General features: G+C 42.5%; 18 protein-coding genes, 1 pseudogene and 1 riboswitch. Of the genes and pseudogenes, 16 read left to right on the top strand and 3 right to left on the bottom strand.

All coding sequences use genetic code 11. The annotated features are described in order from the left end of the window. The first annotated feature begins 94 nt into the window (after positions 1 to 94). Positions 95 to 700: a DUF2087 domain-containing protein gene (locus tag ACOAOT_RS19095; protein WP_324293263.1), complete on the top strand. Its 606-nt coding sequence runs from the start codon at positions 95 to 97 to the stop codon at positions 698 to 700. A 48-nt stretch (positions 701 to 748) separates the two neighbouring features. Next, positions 749 to 970 carry a sulfurtransferase TusA family protein gene (locus tag ACOAOT_RS19090; RefSeq protein ID WP_104434078.1) on the top strand — a complete coding sequence of 74 codons (222 nt, stop codon included), beginning with the start codon at positions 749 to 751 and terminating at the stop codon, positions 968 to 970. 23 nt (positions 971 to 993) lie between these two features. Here ACOAOT_RS19090 and ACOAOT_RS19085 read toward each other — a convergent pair whose 3' ends face one another. Further along, the gene (locus ACOAOT_RS19085) at positions 994 to 1,794 is read right to left on the bottom strand and encodes a CPBP family intramembrane glutamic endopeptidase (protein WP_420218418.1); all 801 of its coding nucleotides are present in this window, start codon (positions 1,792 to 1,794) and stop codon (positions 994 to 996) included. A gap of 123 nt (positions 1,795 to 1,917) precedes the next feature. Then, positions 1,918 to 2,817, bottom strand: a complete 900-nt coding sequence (locus ACOAOT_RS19080) for a LysR family transcriptional regulator (protein WP_420218417.1) — start codon at positions 2,815 to 2,817, stop codon at positions 1,918 to 1,920. Positions 2,818 to 3,038: 221 nt separating this feature from the next. On the opposite strand from ACOAOT_RS19080, the gene ACOAOT_RS19075 reads away from it, so the two are divergent. The 9 genes from ACOAOT_RS19075 (at position 3,039) to ACOAOT_RS19035 (ending at position 10,870) form a co-directional block, all read left to right on the top strand. Then, positions 3,039 to 3,731, top strand: a complete 693-nt coding sequence (locus ACOAOT_RS19075; RefSeq protein WP_420218416.1) for a YeeE/YedE thiosulfate transporter family protein — start codon at positions 3,039 to 3,041, stop codon at positions 3,729 to 3,731. A gap of 27 nt (positions 3,732 to 3,758) precedes the next feature. Continuing rightward, positions 3,759 to 3,986 (top strand): sulfurtransferase TusA family protein, encoded by a 228-nt coding sequence (locus ACOAOT_RS19070; RefSeq protein ID WP_104434092.1) that lies wholly within the window; start codon positions 3,759 to 3,761, stop codon positions 3,984 to 3,986. Between the two features lie 27 nt (positions 3,987 to 4,013). Continuing rightward, complete coding sequence (locus tag ACOAOT_RS19065) at positions 4,014 to 4,562, top strand: YeeE/YedE thiosulfate transporter family protein (RefSeq protein WP_170822827.1); 549 nt, start codon at positions 4,014 to 4,016, stop codon at positions 4,560 to 4,562. 55 nt (positions 4,563 to 4,617) lie between these two features. Then, on the top strand, positions 4,618 to 5,838 hold the full coding sequence (locus ACOAOT_RS19060) for an FAD-dependent oxidoreductase (RefSeq protein WP_420218415.1): 1,221 nt from the start codon (positions 4,618 to 4,620) through the stop codon (positions 5,836 to 5,838). A 171-nt stretch (positions 5,839 to 6,009) separates the two neighbouring features. Further along, positions 6,010 to 6,330, top strand: a complete 321-nt coding sequence (locus ACOAOT_RS19055) for a rhodanese-like domain-containing protein (RefSeq protein ID WP_420218414.1) — start codon at positions 6,010 to 6,012, stop codon at positions 6,328 to 6,330. A gap of 230 nt (positions 6,331 to 6,560) precedes the next feature. Further along, a complete protein-coding gene (locus ACOAOT_RS19050; protein WP_420218413.1) occupies positions 6,561 to 7,409 on the top strand; it encodes a MurR/RpiR family transcriptional regulator in 849 nt (282 codons plus the stop codon). Between the two features lie 3 nt (positions 7,410 to 7,412). Next, a complete protein-coding gene (murQ, locus tag ACOAOT_RS19045) occupies positions 7,413 to 8,306 on the top strand; it encodes an N-acetylmuramic acid 6-phosphate etherase (RefSeq protein ID WP_420218412.1) in 894 nt (297 codons plus the stop codon). A 69-nt stretch (positions 8,307 to 8,375) separates the two neighbouring features. After that, complete coding sequence (locus ACOAOT_RS19040) at positions 8,376 to 9,812, top strand: PTS transporter subunit EIIC (RefSeq protein WP_420218411.1); 1,437 nt, start codon at positions 8,376 to 8,378, stop codon at positions 9,810 to 9,812. Next, entirely contained in the window at positions 9,812 to 10,870 is a 1,059-nt protein-coding gene (locus ACOAOT_RS19035) for a MupG family TIM beta-alpha barrel fold protein (protein ID WP_420218410.1), read from the top strand. Before ACOAOT_RS19040 ends, ACOAOT_RS19035 begins: the two co-directional genes overlap by 1 nt. Positions 10,871 to 11,195: 325 nt before the next feature. Here the strand turns inward: ACOAOT_RS19035 and pdxR are convergent, their stop codons facing one another. Further along, positions 11,196 to 12,581 carry a MocR-like pyridoxine biosynthesis transcription factor PdxR gene (pdxR, locus tag ACOAOT_RS19030; protein ID WP_420218409.1) on the bottom strand — a complete coding sequence of 462 codons (1,386 nt, stop codon included), beginning with the start codon at positions 12,579 to 12,581 and terminating at the stop codon, positions 11,196 to 11,198. A 121-nt stretch (positions 12,582 to 12,702) separates the two neighbouring features. Here pdxR and ACOAOT_RS19025 point away from each other — a divergent pair, with 121 nt between their 5' ends. The 5 genes and pseudogenes from ACOAOT_RS19025 (at position 12,703) to xdhB (ending at position 18,812) form a co-directional block, all read left to right on the top strand. Then, positions 12,703 to 13,629 (top strand): DMT family transporter, encoded by a 927-nt coding sequence (locus tag ACOAOT_RS19025; protein WP_420218408.1) that lies wholly within the window; start codon positions 12,703 to 12,705, stop codon positions 13,627 to 13,629. Continuing rightward, the gene (locus ACOAOT_RS19020) at positions 13,626 to 14,303 is read left to right on the top strand and encodes a hypothetical protein (protein WP_420218407.1); all 678 of its coding nucleotides are present in this window, start codon (positions 13,626 to 13,628) and stop codon (positions 14,301 to 14,303) included. Before ACOAOT_RS19025 ends, ACOAOT_RS19020 begins: the two co-directional genes overlap by 4 nt. Before the next feature lie 104 nt (positions 14,304 to 14,407). Beyond that, positions 14,408 to 14,521 (top strand): annotated as a pseudogene (locus ACOAOT_RS19015) (rubredoxin-like domain-containing protein); the annotation flags it as partial. A 286-nt stretch (positions 14,522 to 14,807) separates the two neighbouring features. Next, positions 14,808 to 14,911, top strand: a riboswitch (purine riboswitch). Between the two features lie 126 nt (positions 14,912 to 15,037). Next, on the top strand, positions 15,038 to 16,495 hold the full coding sequence (locus ACOAOT_RS19010) for a xanthine dehydrogenase small subunit (protein WP_420218406.1): 1,458 nt from the start codon (positions 15,038 to 15,040) through the stop codon (positions 16,493 to 16,495). After that, positions 16,485 to 18,812, top strand: a complete 2,328-nt coding sequence (gene xdhB / locus ACOAOT_RS19005) for a xanthine dehydrogenase molybdopterin binding subunit (protein WP_420218405.1) — start codon at positions 16,485 to 16,487, stop codon at positions 18,810 to 18,812. Before ACOAOT_RS19010 ends, xdhB begins: the two co-directional genes overlap by 11 nt. The last annotated feature ends 12 nt before the right edge of the window (positions 18,813 to 18,824 follow it).

The raw sequence follows: 18,824 nt of genomic DNA, 5'->3' as shown, positions 1-18,824 counted from the left end.
AGGGGAAACATATACCTGTGTTGTCTGCGGGGAAAGCTATCTGGAAGGACGGATCTATGAAAAGGATGGGCTTTTCTATGACGCAGAAAAATCAATGAAAGAGCATATAAAAGAAAAACATGGGTCTATGTTATCCTATGTCCTGAATATGAGCTATGGGAATACAGGAATTACCCAGGCGCAGCAGAAGGTGCTGCAGCTCATTGCTCAGGGGATGTCAGATAAGGAGGTAGCTTCTGCACTGGGCGTTGCTGATTCAACCATTCGAAACCACAAGTATAAATTAAGGGAAAAAGAAAAGCAGGCCAAGGTTTTTCTGGCTATGATGGAACTGCTGTCTGAGCAGACGCAAAAGGAGATCAGCCGGCTGGAAGGAAGTGTTCTGCAAGACGCACACAACTCGGCCACTATGGTGGATGACCGTTATAATATAACAGATAAAGAGGTTGAGAGTATCAGAAAAACCTATTTTAATGATAAAGGCGGTTTAAAGAGCATCCCTGCAAGGGAGAAGAAAAAGCTGGTTGTATTAAGCGAAATTGTAAAGAATTTTGTCCCGGGTAAGCAATATGAAGAGAAGGAGTTAAACCGTATCTTAAAAAGAATTTATGATGATAATGCCGCCATTCGAAGAGCGCTTATTGAATATGGCTTTATGGATCGGACCAACGATGGTACTTTTTACTGGGTGAAAGAGTAGGGATAAGCGGAGGATGTATTGAGATGAAGGAGAAGGAAAGGTAAAAGTATGAAAAAAATAGATTGTCTGGGCGAGATCTGCCCTGTACCAGTAATGAAACTGCAGGCAGTTATGGATTCCATACAAAAAGGGGAAGACTATCTGCTGGTTACAGATCACAGCTGCACCATTTCCAATCTGGAATCCTTTTGCAAAGCCAATAAATTAAGTTACCAGTTGGATGAGGTAATGAATGGCGTATGGGAGATTACCATAACAGCTGGCAGATAGTGCCTGTGCAATTTTTTAAACTGTTATTGGCAATCGAATACTTTATGGTTATTAAAATTATTCCAAAAAAAACATAATGCAATTGTTGCTATGATTAATCCCATAACCCCTTCACCATTAATGGTGAGTATATTGCCACGGACAATGCCCTGTTTTCCAGTGTATATGTCACCTAAGATAGCTGTATTCCACGTATTCCAGATAGAATGAAAGATTATTACAGGTATAATGCTTTCTGACAAATAATAACAAAATGAAAAAGCAAAATTTGAAACAAAGACAACTGCCGCCTGAATTGCACATATTAGAAGTGGATTTCCAAGCCCCGTTAACCTTGCTAATAAATAGACAACTGGTATATGATACAATGACCAAACTATACCTGTCAATAATACCGCTTTCCTTTTTCCATAAATGACAGTTAAATTAGGAAGTAAATAACCTCTCCAACCATATTCTTCACCCAGTGCGGAAATTAGGCCAATTAAAACGGTTACCAGCTGCGTAATAATCCAAATAACAGGTTCCTTGTCTGGCATAACAGTTCCTTGCCCAAGCATAACTGATATCCCTGCGCAGATCATAATAAATACGATTGGATAGAAACACCCAAACAGCATTGCTTTTTTATTAAAATGCTTTTTTAATATTCTTACTTTAATACCGGTTTTCTTTTCTTCGATTTTATGAAACATAATTGTAATAATCAAAGGAATAAACATGATCAGCCCAAAATTGTTTAATGCTGTTTTGGGATTTAGGAATATTAGACCCGTTAAGCCCCACGATACTGCAAGAATCGTAATTATGTATTTTTTCATCATATAGCCCTTTTTTCACTTTCATTTAAACGATATTGGTAAAACCAGCCTTACAGTGTTCTTAGCTTACATCATTTTACACCCGCTTAATCAGATATACAATAGGCTTGTTCGTTAAAGAAAGTATTAACAGATCGTGTCCTTTAATATTTTTTCAATATATTTTATGAACTTTGCCGATTCAGGAGAAGCAGGAACATCACCAGAACGTTTGATGGAGTAGTAATCATTTTCAAACTCCAGCCCAGGACATTCTATGATGCGAAGCTGCTTATGGTAAAGCTCTTTTTTTATTGCCATATAGGGCAGAAAAGCCAGTCCGAAACCGTTAATTGCCGACAGCTTAATGGATTCCGTGGATTCCAGTGTGTAAGGAATATGAAGTCTCCCGATCTGAATTCCGTTTTTAACCAGGGATTTGTCCAGGAGCTGCCTGGTTTTCTGATTCTTTACAAGCATTAGCAGAGGATAATGATAAAGTTCCTCAGAGGACAGTTGGTCCGGAACCTCCATCTTTTCTCCGGCAACCAGACAGAACCGGTCGGTAAATACCTTTTTGGAAGAAAGATTTTTATCCTTTGGTTTGCCGATAATAATACCCATATCTGCCTGACCTTTTGTTATTTTTTCTTCAATGTTCTGGCTGGACATGACCTCCATCTGAAGGGTATATTGGGGATAATTGTTTTTTACATGATAAAGGGTACAGGGCAGGGCATAGGAATAGACACAGGGGTTGGCCATAATATGTATGGTTTTATTCTGGTTTTGAGAGTTGGAGATATCAAGAAACATTCGGTCATAAGAAGATGTAATTTCTGTGGCATAATGGGATACGATTTTACCTGTATCCGTAGGAACAACCCCGTTATAATTGCGCTCAAAAAGCCGGGTACCAATTTCTAACTCCATGGCACGAAGCTGCTGGCTTAGTGCAGACTGGCTGATATTCATTAATTCTGCAGCCTTTGAGATGCTTCCTGTTTCCACTATTTTAATAAACATCTTCAGATTTAGAACGTTCATAAAAATCCCCCTTCTTAAAACTGTCAACTGTTAAAATTCATTACGTTTCCCCTCGGCCAATTATAACAAATATACCGCATTATGACTAGTGGCAAGATTTATTTAGGTATAAGGATATCTTATACCATATAAAAATCTTGATTAACAGCTTTCCATTTATTATGATATAATTTTACTGTAAAGTTCGTTATATAATTATCAATGTAGAAGGGAGGATTCAAGTGTCAGAGACTAATTCAAGTACCGAGACAGGTACACAAAGAGTGCGTAAGCCAAGAAAGCCCAAAAAGAGTCAGATTCCATTTGCTCTGTTGCTTACTGCACTGATTATCGCTTTTGGATTCTATTTGGGGCAGGGGAGTAATAAGCTGCCGGTTTACTGGATTTTTGGCATCGCATTTGGCTATATTCTGCAGCGTTCCAGATTCTGCTTTACAGCAGCATTCCGTGATCCCTGCATAACAGGGAGCACATCAGTAACGAGAGCTGTCCTGGTGGCAGTTGCTGTATCCAGCGTGGGATTTGTTGCAATTAAATATGCCAGCGCCATGGGCGGCGGAGATACCAATTTAAACATGGCGGGGGTATCCCCCATCGGGCTGCCGTTAATCATCGGAGCCGTTTTATTTGGAATTGGTATGGTAATAGCAGGAGGCTGTGCTTCCGGAACATTAATGCGTGTAGGAGAGGGCTTCCTCATGCAGATGCTGTCACTGGTATTTTTTGTCGCAGGTTCCGTCTGGGGTGCTCATGATATGGGATTCTGGGGCAAGTTAAATACCAATGCTCCGAAGATATTTTTACCTGACGTATTTGGCTGGTTTGGGGCAATTGTGGTTCAGGCACTGATTATTGTATTGCTCTACATAGCTGCTGTGAAATGGCAGCAGAAGAAAATGGGAAGTATTGAATAAATTTTATTATATGAAGGAGATAGAAAAATGGCTGAATTTACACTGGATTGTTTAGGCGAGGCTTGTCCTGTACCGTTAATGAAAACTGAAAAAAAGATGAGTGAGTTATCTGTAGGTGATGTGCTGGTTGTTTCCATCGACCACAGCTGTGCAATGAAGAATGTTCCTGAATGGGCTAGAAAACAGGGACACAATGTTGAAATTGAAGAAGTAGATGACGGTGAATGGGAAATCGTTATTGAGAAAGCAAAATAATAACCGCTTTGAAAGTAGGTGAATGAATTGAAAGAGTTTTTTATTAAACTGGGTGATCATCCGATTTACAAAAAACTGTTAAAGGAACCTTTAACCTATGTGGCGGGAGCTGTTTTACTTTCCGTTTTCCAGATTGCTCATTTCACAGTATTTGGAAAAGGCTGGGGAGTAACAAGTACATTTGCTGTCTGGGGAACCTGGGTTTATAACGCACTGGGCGGAGATGCAGGCAGCTGGGCCTATTATGCATCAGAAAAGATGCAGCAGGAGCTTCATACCAGCTTTCTGGCAGACGGCGGTTCCATCCGAAATCTTGGCATCATCTTCGGAGCATTGGCGGCAACCTTATTTGCATCACAGTTTAAAATAAAGAAGATTAAAACTCTGCGTCAGGTAGTGGCAGCGATCCTGGGCGGTCTGCTTATGGGATACGGAGCAAGGCTTGCAAACGGCTGTAATATCGGAGCATTGTTTACAGCAATTGCATCCTTCTCATTATCCGGCTGGGTATTTGGAGCGTTCCTTCTGGTGGGAGCATTCATAGGAAGCAAATTACTGGCAAAATATTTTATGTAATGGTTGGAGCAATCAGAAATGATTGCTCCAATCCTTTAGAAAGGATCTTATTACCATGGAAAAGAAGACATTACAGTATGATGTAGTCATCATTGGCGGCGGTGCAGCCGGTTTAACTGCAGGAATCTATTGCGGCAGGGCAAAATTAAAGACACTGATTATTGAAAAAACTCTGGTCGGAGGACTGGCAACGTATACCAATGAGATTGAAAACTATCCTGGTTTCCCGGAAGGAGCCACCGGTCTTGGACTGATGGATCTGTTTCATAAGCAGGCTAAAAAATTCGGAGTGGACTTTAAATTAACAGATGTAAGAAGCGTATCTCTTGACGGAGATATTAAAAAAGTGGAAACCTTCCGCAATATTTTTGAGGCAAAGGCAGTAATCATTGCAAGTGGCGGAAAGCCCCGTCTGACCGGAGCAAAGAATGAGGAACTGTATCTTTATGACAAAGGTATCTCTTTCTGTGCTACCTGCGATGCAGCAGCCAACACCGGAAAAACCGTTATGGTAATCGGCAGCGGTGATGCAGCCATTGAAGAGGGAATGTTCTTAACAAAATTTGCGGATAAGGTCATTGTTTCCGTCATGCATGAAAACGGAAAGATGGACTGTAATGAAATTGCAAAGGCTCAGGCACTTGCCAATCCCAAAATGGAATTTATGTGGAATACAGTTGTGGACAGCTTTGAGGGAGATGAAAGACTTGGCACGGTTGTCTTAAAAAATGTAAAGACGGAAGAGAAGATTCCGGTTACCGTTGACAGCTGCTTTTTATTTATTGGATATCTGCCTAATACCGAGATATTTAAGGGAATGTTGGATATGAACCGCGGTGGCTATTTAATTACCAATGAGCGGATGGAAACCAATATACCCGGAGTTTATGCAGTAGGTGATGTCCGGGATAAATTCTTAAAGCAGGTTGCAACTGCAGTAGGGGACGGAGCTGTAGCAGGTTATGGAGCAGAAAAATTTCTTTCCGAGTGTGAAATATTTGAGCAGCAGATTATGAATGAAGGAAAGCCTTCTCTGGTCTATATCTATAATGCAGTTGATGCAGATTCCAGGGAACTTTTATCTGTATTCAAAGAATTTGAGCAGAACCATAGCAATATACGGGTATCCTGTATTGACATTTATAAATCGGACGGACTTGCAAAACGCCTTGGTGTTTCAAATGGTCCCTGCGCAGTCTGGATTAAGGACTGTAAGATACAGGAGAAGATTGAACGCGAAATTACAAAGGAACAGATTGAGCGTATTTGTAAATAGGTTAGTAAATTGATAATTATGATCCCCGGTCCGGTGCCATCTGGTGCCTGTCCGGGGATTTTCTGCTTGCTCAGACGGTATATGTGAGTTAGTCACGGATAATAATAAAACAGGCTTTATAATAAAAATAAGCTTAATAAATATCTGAAACTGTTAAGAGGAGATAAAAATATGTTTGAATTTTTAAAAAGAAGTACAGGAAAAGTAATTCACGTAAATGATTTGGATCCGCTTATTGGCAGCATTGAGTTAATTGATATCCGGGAACCATTTGAATTTAAAAGCGGAACTATGAGAACAGCAAAAAATATCCCTATGGGCAATTTAATAAATAACCCGGAAAAATATTTAATCAAGGACAAAACCTACTATATCATGTGCCAGTCCGGTGCAAGAAGCAAACGAACCTGCAGTTCTCTTTTAAAAAAGGGCTTTGATGTAGTAAATGTGGCAGGCGGAATGGGCTCCTACGTCGGTACAAAAAGAAAATAAATATAATAGCTTCCGGTTCCATTTTCAGGGCATCTGTAATGGAACCGGATTTTTTTGCTTGTCTTAGGAAAAATCTCTTCTGTTAATCCCTTTGAAAGCATCATATAATGAAAATAAGTTTCATAGTTTTCCTCTCATATTGAAACTATAATACAAACCAGCTAGAATGAGATTCAATACAACTGCAAAGCGCATGGAATCCCTTCAGGTTTTTTAGAAAGGAACAGAGAATGAAAGGTCTGCTTGTAAGAATTGATGACTATGTTCAAAATGCCGGAGAGGCCGAAAAACAGCTGATCAGCCGGCTTCAGAGAAATCCGGAATCTGTGTTAAGGAAGACCATTAAGGAGATTGCAAAAGAAACCTATACTTCCCCTGCAACCATTGTCCGGCTGTGTAAAAAGCTGGGGTGCAAAGGTTATAAAGACTTTCAGAGTACTCTTGCCTACGAGGTGGCTTTATTTCGGGAAAGCCGGGACATCGCATTTCAGAAGATTACCCAGAAGGACACGGTGGAAGACATTATTTACAAGGTAACAAAGAAAAACATCGAGTCACTGGAAACAACAAGAAAGCTTCTGGAACCTAAGACGATTACTTCCTGTGTGAAGCTTTTGGAAACCAGCAGAACCGTCTCCCTGTTTGGACTTGGCACCTCCCTTCTGGTGGCAAGGGATTTATATCTTAAGCTTTTAAGGGCAGATGTGATCTGCAATTTATGTGATGACTGGCATGCCCAGTTTTTAACAGCAAAAAATTTACGAGCCGGAGATGTGGCAATTGTCATCAGCTATTCTGGTCTAACAGAAGAGATGCTTCAGTGCGCCAAAGAAGCAAAGGCAAACGGTGCAAAGGTGATTGCCATTACAAGAGCGGTAGAATCGAAGCTTGCGGCAGAAGCAGATTATGTATTGCCTGTAGCAGCGACGGAGCTTATTCACAGAAGCGGAGCCATGTCTTCCAGAATTTCACAGTTAAATGTGGTGGATGTACTGTTTACTGCTTACGTAAATCGGAATTACGAGTTCTGCATGAACCAGTTTGGCAGAACCCATATACAGAAGGACGGAGGAACATAAAAGATGATTGATTTATCAAAACTGACAACGGAGTCAAGAAACCCGGATACTATGGGGTTAGATGAGATGACTCCCACTGAAATTGCCCGGATTATGAATCAGGAGGATGGTGCTGTTATTAAGGCAATCGGGGAAGTAATTCCACAGATCGCACAGGCGATTGAATGGGCATCGGAAAGCCTGAAAGCAGGAGGCAGAATCATCTACGTGGGAGCGGGTACATCTGGCCGCCTGGGAGTACTTGATGCAGTGGAATGTCCGCCTACTTTCGGCGTACCGCCACAGATGGTTGTGGGTCTGATTGCAGGAGGCGAGAAGGCATTTGTGGAGGCGGTGGAAGGTGCGGAAGACAGTGAAACCCTGTGCAAAGAGGAATTAAAGTCCATCTGGCTTTCAAAAGAAGATATCGTAATAGGTCTTGCTGCATCCGGCAGAACGCCTTATGTGATTCATGGACTCCGGTATGCACGTTCCGTTGGCTGTAAAACCGTAGCCATTTCATGCAACAAAAATTCTGACATTGGAAAGGAAGCAATGTTAGCCATTGAACCGGTTACCGGACCGGAAGTACTTACCGGCTCCACCAGACTGAAGGCAGGTACAGCTCAGAAAATGGTTTTAAACATGATATCAACCGGAAGTATGATCGGAATCGGGAAAGTCTATCAGAATTTAATGGTGGATGTCAGACAGAGCAATGAAAAGCTTGTAGTGAGATCACAAAATATCGTGATGACTGCAACCGGGTGTGAAAGAGAGGAAGCAAAAGAGGTACTGGAACAGGCAGACGGTCATGTGAAAACAGCAGTGATTATGATTTTGTCTGATTGTGATGCCAGCAAAGCGAGAGAAAAGCTGTTAAAAGCAGGCGGGAATGTCCGTCAGGCTTTGAAATAGAATAAGAAAGGGGGCTTTGGTTTACCAGCTAAGCCGGAACTATAAAATTATCATTAAAGGAGGAGAACAATGGATTACAAGCAAGTCAGTGAAGAACTGTTATCATTGTTGGGAGGAAAAACCAACATTACATCCAATGCTGCATGTATGACAAGGCTTCGCATCGGGGTGAAAGATTTATCAAAAGTGGACTTAGAGCAGTTAAAGAAGGTGGAGGGAGTCCTTGGCGTAGTGGAAAGCAATACCCTTCAGATCGTCTTTGGTCCTGGCAAGGTAAACAAAGTATTAGAAGAATTTTATAAGCTTACAGGACTTCCCAAAGGTCAGGCAGAAGACGGGGAAAATGGTGCAGATATTAATACAGTTACAAGAGAAAACAAAGAACTGCAAAAGGCAAAATACGACAAGCCTGTCCAGAGATTCTTAAAGAAAATTGCCAATATTTTCGTAGCACTCCTACCTGGAATCATTGCAGCAGGTTTAATTAACGGTATCTGCAATGTTATCAATGTTTCTACACACGGAGCGCTGGCAGGAGTATGGTGGTTCGCATGCATCAGAACCATGGGCTGGGCTTTGTTTGCCTATCTTCCGATTCTGGTAGGTTACAATGCAGCAAGAGAGTTTGGAGGATCAGGGGCACTGGGCGCCATTGCAGGAGCTATGTCCATAGCCAATGCAGGCATGCCGCTTCTTGCAACCATTAATGAAAAGCAGATTCTTCTGCCGATTACCAACGCCCCGTTTAACCCTGCTTCCGGAGGTCTTTTAGCAGCTTTAATTGCAGGTATGTTTTTTGCAGAACTGGAGAAACGGATCAGAAAGCACATGCCGGATTTAATAGATACATTTATTAGCCCCCTTCTGGTGCTGATCATTGGCGGAATTGTTGCTTTGTTAGTCATTCAGCCTCTGGGAGCCGGACTGACCAAGGTGATCTTTGCAGTATTAAGCTTTGCATATGAGAAAATGGGAGTTGTAGGCGGTTATATTCTTTCTGCGGGCTTCCTGCCACTGGTTGCAGTTGGACTGCATCAGGCACTGACACCCATTCACGCCATGTTAAATGACCCGGCTGGTGCCACAGGCGGCATCAATTATCTGCTTCCGATCTTAATGATGGCAGGCGGCGGTCAGGTAGGGGCTGGAATCGCTCTTTACGTAAAAACAAAAAATAAGAAATTAAAAAGATACATAAGAGACTCTATACCAGTAGGAATTCTTGGAATCGGAGAGCCAATGATGTACGCAGTTACCCTGCCTCTTGGCAGATCATTCTTAACTGCCTGCATCGGCAGCGGCTTCGGAGGAGCGCTGGCAGCACTTCTTCATCTGGGAACCGTTTCCCAGGGTGTTTCCGGTCTGTTCGGGCTTCTGATTGTAAAACCGGGTCAGCAGCTGTCCTTTATACTGGCTATGCTGGTAGCCTACGCAGGCGGATTTTTAGTAACTTACTTCTTTGGCGTAGATGAAAACAGAATCAATGAGGTATACGGAGAGGAATAATGAAAACTGGAATTTCCATCTACTTCTCCAGTGGAATGGAGAAGAATGAAGCGCTGATTAAAAAAGCGGTAAAAAACGGAGTCACCTATGCATTTACCTCTCTCCACATACCGGAAGAGACAGGGGTGGATTATAGTAAGAGTATCAGACACCTTTTAGACTGTTGCAGGGAAGTAAAATTAAACCTGATTGCGGATGTGGGGCCGGAAACCTATGAAAAGCTTGGTGTTGCCAGCATGGAAGAATTAAAATCCTTAGGAATCACCCATGTAAGGCTGGATTATGGCTTTTCCCCCAGGGAAGTGGTTGAAATATCCAAACACTTTTATGTTGTTTTTAATGCCTCCACCATTATGGAGGAGGAACTTTTGGAATGGAAACAGTGTGGGGCAGATTTTACTAAATTTGCAGCCTGCCATAACTTTTATCCCAAACAGTTTACCGCCTTGTCTTTAAGACAGGTGAGAAAAATCAACAACCGGTTAAAATATCTGGGATTTACAACCATGGCATTTGTGCCGGGTAACTTGACGCTCAGAGGACCGCTTTTTGAAGGATTACCAACCGTGGAAGACCACAGAAGCCGAATGGATGAGGTGGCATATAACATGCTGGAGCTTTCCATGGAGGGATGCTGTGATGTGGTGCTGGTTGGAGATGTGGACATCACAGAGAAGGACTGGAAAGCGGTAAAATGCATCAGCCAGGGTTATGTGGAGCTGAGGGCTGACTTATTACCAGGCTATGAATTTGTAAGAGATCAGATTCATCATGACAGACCCGATTCCAGTGAATATCTGTTCCGCTCCCAGGAATCCAGATTATATCAACAGGTGATAGAAGCGGAAGAAAGAGAAAACGGGATGCGGATCAGAAAAGCAGGAAGCATCTCCATCTCCAATAAAAAATATTTAAGGTATATGGGGGAGCTTGAAATTGCCCGTGTGGATCTTCCGATGGATGAACGTTTGAATGTAATCGGCCAGATAAAGGAAAAGGATATGAAATTTCTAACTTACGTACAGAAAGGTTTCGGAGTTAAGCTGATATTGGATTGAGGAAGCTCAAAAAAATAAGACCGGAGAAAAAGACACTGGCTGTCTTTTCTCCGGTACTTTTTATATTGAATCTTAATTTTTTAACTGAGCAATACTACATACCAAACTTATCGGTATGGTTATACGGAGATCATTTATATAATTATAATGAGTAATAAATGTATGGTGTACTATCGTATCATATATGATTAATGCAATAGTGCATATAAAAAAACAAAGTAAAAATAATTTTATAAATTTAAAAATTTTATTTTTCATAGCCGTTTGCATGGTTTCTATATTAACCATACATTCCTTCCTTTATTTTTATCCCTTTAGTAAATACTTAGTCAGTTCCCATCAATGATTTCAATGCAGCTACGCCATCCAGTATTTCCTTTTCACTTAAATGACCGTAGCCCAATAATAATTTGTTCGTATGTAAATTTTCATCACTGCAGTACTGGGAGACAGTCTGTATCTGTATGCCGTTCTTTCTGCAATCTGAAACAAAATCATCTCCAAAATTCATATCTGGAAATTCCAGAGCCACATGAAGTCCCGATTCATCGCCCCAGGAATTAACCTTGCTGCCAAATGCCTCCTTCGCTGCTGCCAGAAGGGTTTCGCGCTTTTTTGCATACACTTTGCGCATACGCCCAATGTGATGGTCCATCTTCCTGCTTTTTAAAAATTCCGTAAGGGCGATCTGCTCCAATACGGGATTTTGAACATCCAGATAATTCCGGTAATGCCTCCATTTTTTTTGCAGCACTTTAGGAATCACGGCAAATCCGATTCTGAGAGCAGGAAACAGAGTTTTGCTAAATGTTCCCACATAGATGACCCTGGAAGGATCCATGGAGTAGAGAGGGGTTACCGGTGAGCCGCTGTAGCGGTATTCACTGTCGTAATCATCCTCAATAATATAGTAATCCTTTTCTGCTGCCAGCCGAATCATGGATGTGCGGCGCGCAGCAGGCAGAATACTGCCTAAGGGAAACTGGTGGGAAGGGGTGACATATACGGCTGATAAATCCATTGTTTTAATCCATGATTCATCGGCGCCCTGCCGGTCTGCTGGCATGTAGCACAGAGGATAATTCCGGTCATTTATGACAGTGCGAATCCCTGGGTGGGAAGGATTCTCTAACGCAAAAGGCCGTTCTTTTTTATATAGAATATCAACCAGCAAATAGAATGCCTGGGTGGCTCCTGAGGTAATAAACAGATCTTCCGGATCTACCTCCATGCTTCTGCTGCGCATCAGCCACCTGGATATCTCGATACATAAAGGTTCATATCCTTTTGGACCGCTGTATTCCAGCTGGTGCACACGAAGACTGTTTAATGCTTTGTGAATCATCTGGCTCCAGGAAGACCACGGAAAAAGTGACAGATCCGGCTGTCCGGTTTTAAAATTCCAACGGATCACCGGCTCGCTTTTTTCTGTATCCTGAGTGCTTCCCTGGCTTTTCGGTATCATATGCAGCCCTTCTGCCACCCTTGATGGGGCACCCTGCCGGCTGATAATAAACCCTTCTGTCAGCAGCATTTCATAGGCTTCACATACAGTATTTCGTGAGGTTCCCAGCCCTTTTGCAAGTTCCCTGGTGGAGGGCAGTGGTTCGCCTGGAAGAATCTCTCCTGTTAGAATCCGTTTTCTAAGGGAGAGGAAAATCTGGCGTGCCAGACTAATTTCGCTGTTGGTGCACAATTCTATTCCCCACATATTATTTCCTTTCACTGGACCATTGAAAATAAGTCTGAACTGGCTCTTACCATAGCCAGTTCCTTAAGGTATCATTATAGCAAATATCCGCTGTATTGCAATGCTGTGTGAAAGGGATGAGATGAAAAATATTTCTGGAAAAATTTATTTAATGCTTGGATTTTCCCTGGCGGGGACTTCCGTTGTTACTGGGGCGGTGCTTACGGAAAGGATGAATGGACGCGTGGTAACACCTGTCAGTTTAGGGATTATGCTTATTTGTCTGTTCCCTTTTTATGGAGTCAGGTCTATTCGTACGGCTGCCCGTCTAAAGAAAAGGGAACTGGCAGTTTTTACGTTGCAGGCAGGCTTTGGGATTGTTTTATTCCGCCTGTTCCTTTTGACAGGCGTGGGTCTGACAAGCACTGTGGAAGCTGGAATCTTAACGGGTACAACACCAGCGATTACCTCCATTCTGGCATTTCTGGTATTAAAAGAAACCTGTCATATCTGGACTGTATCAGGCATTGTCAGCAGCGTGTTGGGAATTATACTGATACAGAATAATCCACAGAATTTAGCTGCATTTTCTATAAACCATGCTGCTGGAAATTTACTGGTTCTCTGTGCTGCGGCAAGTGAATCAACATTCAATATTATTTCAAGAAAATACAGGGAAGAGGGTAATGATACAGAATTACGTTTAGTTCCGCCTATGATACAGATGTATCTGGTATCACTAATTGCCTTTTTATTATCTCTGATCCCTGGGTTTTATCAGCTGTCTGTACCGTCATTTTCCATTATTGGCTGGAAGGAATGGCTGGCACTTGGCTGGTACGGTCTGGTGGTTACTGCGTTGGCTTTTGTTTTCTTCTTTGAGGGAGTCAGGCGCTCTGATGCTTATACGACAGCTGCATTTTCAGGTATGATTCCCCTCACCTCCATGCTGCTGTCGCTGTTTTTCCTGAAAGAACCAATTGGTCTGAACCAATGGGCTGGAGGTGGTTTTATTATTTTAAGCATGCTTTTAATCGGACAGCAGTCACAAAACAGGAGGCAATTATGATTATATTTGATAAAAACGTAGAACAAATTTATCCAGGCACTCATTTAGGAGTCCTGATTGTAAAAGGAATTACGCAAAAAGCAGAATGCAAAAAAGAAGATGAGGTCATATTTTTAAATGAGCTGAGGAAGAAATATGAGGGCGTTACCAGAAAAGAATTAAAAACACAAAGTCCTGTTGACGCCTACGCAGCCTATTACAAAAGGTTTGGACAAAGCTATCACCTGCTGGCACAGCTTGATTCCATGTTAAAAGGGGAAAAAACATGCGCTTTTAAATCACCTCTGCTTCAATCCATGTTTTTTAATGAGCTGGAGAGCATGCTGCTGACTGCCGGTCATGATTTAAACAAGCTGAAGCTACCACTCCACCTGAATCTGGCGGCAGGAAAAGAAAGCTACCAGTCTATCTCTGGAAGAGAACTGACCGCTACAGCAGGTGATATGATAATGAGTGACAGCACCAGAGTGTTTTCCAGTATTTTAAAAGGGCCGGACTATGATACCAGATTAACTCCGGATACAAAGGACGTTCTGTTTACAATCTATGCGCCTCCGGGAATTGATGCATTTAAAATCAAAGCAGCTCTGTTAAAACTGGAAGAGAGAATCCGGACGTTTGCACCGGACTCAATAACGGAGATACTACAAGTTATACCATATATAAATTGTTAATAAATGTGAAAAAATTCTCATTGGTTGACAAATGAGATTGTATGAGAGATACTAATAGTAGTTTTTAGTATTGATAAAAATAATTCAATTAGGAGGCATGTTATATGAAATTATTTAAATGTACTGTATGCGGCTATGTTCATGAAGGAGAGACTGCTCCGGAAGTTTGCCCGAAATGTAAAGTTGGAGCAGAGAAGTTTGAAGAACTCAGTGAAGAAGATGCTGAAAAAATATACCGTTCTGATCGTACCAATGCCATTCACATGGAAGTGATCACATTAGCAGAGAAGATAATTGCATTGTGCAAGGAAGGAATTGAGGATAACTTAGATCCCAAATGTGTATCTGCATTCACTCAGGCCAAGGATGAGGCATGGGTTATTAAGCAGAGATCCAAAACAGAGCTTGCAGGTCATATGAAGTTAGGAAAATACTAGAAAACAGAAAATTTTATTGACTATCTGGTATAATCCGCTATAATTATTTGTAAAGATACAAAGAAGTATTTGAATATGGACTGCTTCTTGTATAAGCTCATTAATATGGTTTGAGCGTCTCGACCAGGCGACCTTAAATTGCCCTAGGCTACATGAGCACAGACTGAACTGCCGCTTCAAAGGAAGCAGTTGTTTTGTGTGTGTTTCGTGTGCCTGGGGCTTTTTTTTATCCAAATGCCCGAAGAAATGCATGCAGACCAGCGGTAAAAACAGGAATGAAAAGGAGTAAGGAAAGGTATGAAAAAGACGATTCGCTTCTTTCTGAATGGAAAATTGAAAGAGATTTCCGTCAATGGGGAAACAACAGTATTGGAGCTTCTTCGCAGCCGGTTTCAGTTAAATGGAACCAAGGAAGGCTGCGGAGAGGGGGACTGCGGAGCATGCACGGTAGTGATCGGGGAGGTGAGAGAAGGAGAGGTACATTATAAGTCTGTTGCGGGCTGTTTGTATCTGGCGGCAAAATTGGAGGGGAAGCATCTCATTACCATAGAGGGGCTTGCACAAAAAGAAAAGCTTCATCCCATACAGGAAGCTGTTTTAAATGCACATGCGACTCAGTGCGGATTTTGTACACCAGGCGTAATTTTATCTATACTGGCTCTGTATCTGGAGAGACCCAATCCCGGAAAAGAAGAGTTCCGCAGATATTTAGAGGGAAATCTCTGCCGGTGCACGGGATATGCATCCATTCGCAAAGTGCCGGAATATTTAAAGGATTTAACCATTCATTCTGAAGAAATCCGTCCCTCTTATCTGGAGGAGACAGAAGAAAAACAGCTGGCTTTTGTCCATGAAGATATTTTTATTGATGATGGGGTTCATGCATATTATTCTCCTGTTTCAGAAGATAGCCTGGAAGCTTTTATAAGAGACCACGAAGAACTTGTTTCCGGACAGAATTTAAGATTTTTAAATGGCGGAAGCGATGTGGTAGTGGGAATCAAGAAAAGAAACCAGCATTACAGACTTCTTGTGGATATCAGCAGAATTTCATCTTTGCAGAATATTTCATACAGGGATAATCAGCTGACCATTGGAGGCGGAGTTACTTTATCGGAGATTATTGATCAGGTAAATCCAATTTTCCCGCAGTTTTCCGATGCAGTTTCAGGCATGTGTTCAGAGCAGGTAAGATCGTCAGCTACCCTGGCAGGGAATCTTGTTAATGCCTCGCCAGTAGCAGATACCGTTCCTCTTTTGATGGCAGTAAACGCAGTCGTACATTTAAAAGGCTGTGACGGAACAAGAAGCATTCCTGTCCGTGAATTTTATCATGGCTATAAACAGACAGAGAACAAATCAGATGAGTGGGTTGCTTCCATTTCCATTCCAGTGGGAGTGTATGATTTTATCCACTTCGAAAAGGTGAGCAAGAGAAAAGAAGTGGACATATCCGCAGTTAATTCAGCCATAGCCTTACAGATATCAGAGGGTATGATTAAAAAAGCGTCCATGGCTTGCGGAGGTGTGGGTCCTACTACACTTTATATGCCAAAAACCTCTCATTACCTGGAGGGAAAGCGCATGACAGAGGAAACTTTTTTGGAGGCTTATGACATAATCCGGGGAGAGGCATCACCCATCGGCGATGTGAGAGGGAGTGCAGATTACCGGGAAGCTGTAATGGAGAATCTTTTAATGAAACATTATCTGGCTTATGAAAGCAGTCAGGAGGCAGATGGTCATGAAAAATGAACAGATGAGACAAGATAATCAGTGGGGGCAGGCAGGAACCTCACCGTTACACGTAAGCGGACGTGATCACGTAATGGGCCGTTCCCAGTTTATTGACGATATTCCAAAGCCCGGAAATCTTCTATATGTGAAAGTCATGGTTAGTCCGGTTGCAAACGGACGGATTATAAAACTGGATACACAAAAAGCCAGTGAGATGCCGGGAGTGGCTGCTGTTCTGACTGCAGAGGATATTCCAGGTGAGAATCAGATCGGTGGAATCATTAAAGATGAGGTATGCCTGGCTCAGGGCCATGTACAGTTTGTGGGTGAACCTGTTGCAATCATAGCTGCAGAAAGCATAAAGGAAGCGGAAGCCGCCATGGAACAGATCCTGTTTGAGGTAGAAGAAGAGACACCTGTGCTGACTGTAAGGGAAGCCATAAAAAGAGATCAGTATGTGGGTCCTGTGCGTAAAATTGAACGTGGTGATGTGGAGTCTGTTTTTGCTGACTGCCCCTGTTATATGGAGGGAGTAATCAGAAATGAGGGACAGGAACATTTTTATCTGGAAACCCAGAGTGCCCTGGCTGTCCCGGAAGACAATGGCGGCATTACCCTGTATTCCTCCTCTCAGAATCCCAACGAGATTCAGAAGATGGCATCGGGAGTTCTGGGGCTGCCTCAGAATATGGTTACAGTAGACATTAAAAGACTGGGCGGAGGATTCGGAGGAAAGGAATCTCAGGCAACTTCCTGGGCCTGCCTTGCTGCTCTTACAGCCTGTCATACCGGGCGCCCTGCTCTGATACGCCTGACCAGAGATGAGGATATGCTCTCAACAGGAAAGCGCCATGCATTTGAAAGCGATTACCGGGTGGCATTTGATAAAGAAGGAAAGATTCTTGCATATTCCGTAGAGCTTAATTCCAACTGTGGAGCGGTTGCTGATGTGAGCACCTCCGTTCTGGAACGGGCAATGCTTCATGCTGAAAACAGCTATCACATTGAGAATATAAAAATCATTGGAAGACCCTGCAAGACTAACTTACACCCCGCTACTGCATTTCGGGGATTTGGCGGACCTCAGGGAATTTTCGCAATTGAAAGCGTAATTGAGAGAATTGCATATACCCTGGGACTGGATCCATATGATGTGAGAATGAAGAACATGTACCACAAAGGGGATCTGGCCCCTTACGGGCAGGAAATCCATCATGGGGAAGACATTGGAAGAATTTTAGAAAAACTGAGAACTGACAGCCAATGGGATGAACGGAAAAAAGAGATTGCTGCGTTCAATCAGAAAAACCGGTTTGTGAAAAAAGGACTTGGGATCACTCCGGTGAAGTTTGGCATTTCCTTTACTGCAGCCCATTTAAACCAGGGAAGTGCCCTGATTCAGGTATACACAGATGGATCTGTTTCTGTCACCCACGGGGCCATTGAGATGGGTCAGGAAGTTAACACGAAGATTGCACAGATAGCAGCTACTACCCTGGGGGTTCCTATTGGAACAATCAGAATTGAAAGCAATAATACCAAACGGGTTGCCAATACTTCGGCAACTGCTGCGTCTTCGGGATGTGATTTAAACGGGCACGCGGTGGAGAATGCCGCACTTAAAATTCTTGGAAGGCTGAAAAAACTGATATCAAAGTTATATCCCGGAGAAGATGGCGTGTTTGAAAACGGCTATGTCTATGGGGTACATGAGGGAAAAACAGATTATGAGAATCCTCTTATCTCATTCAAGGAACTGGTACAAAAGGCGTATGTTGAACGGATTGATTTATGCGATCACGGGTATTACGCAACTCCCGGTATCTATTTTGACAGGGACAAAGGAGAAGGGCATCCATTTTTATATTATGTATTTGGCGCGGCAGTCACAGAAGTGACCGTTGATTTGCTTACCGGCAGCACCACCCTTGATTCAGCCCATATTCTTCACGACTGTGCAAGCAGCATCAACCCAATGGTGGATATCGGACAGATCCAGGGTGCTTTTATCCAGGGTGTGGGCTGGGTTACAACGGAAGAGCTGGTATATCAGGACAAAGGAAGACTTTTAAGCAGTTCACCGGCAACCTATAAGATTCCAACTATTGGCGATATACCGGAGGAATTTCATATTGAACTGATGGAAGGCTGCATGAATGAACTTGGCATTAAGCGGTCAAAGGCCATTGGAGAACCGCCGTTTATCTATGGAGAATCCGTATTTTTTGCTATTACAGATGCTCTTTGTTCTCTGGGAAGTTATCCGGATGAATTAAGCATTCCGGCAACTCCGGAGAAAATCTGGAGGGTGATAGAGCGGAACAAAAAGCAGTGATCCGTTAACGAT

The organism is Lacrimispora struthionigena (genome assembly GCF_048627165.1).
Classification (GTDB): domain Bacteria; phylum Bacillota; class Clostridia; order Lachnospirales; family Lachnospiraceae; genus Lacrimispora.
Note: the sequence above shows the minus strand (reverse complement) of the source record. Positions and strands in the feature narration are given on the sequence as shown.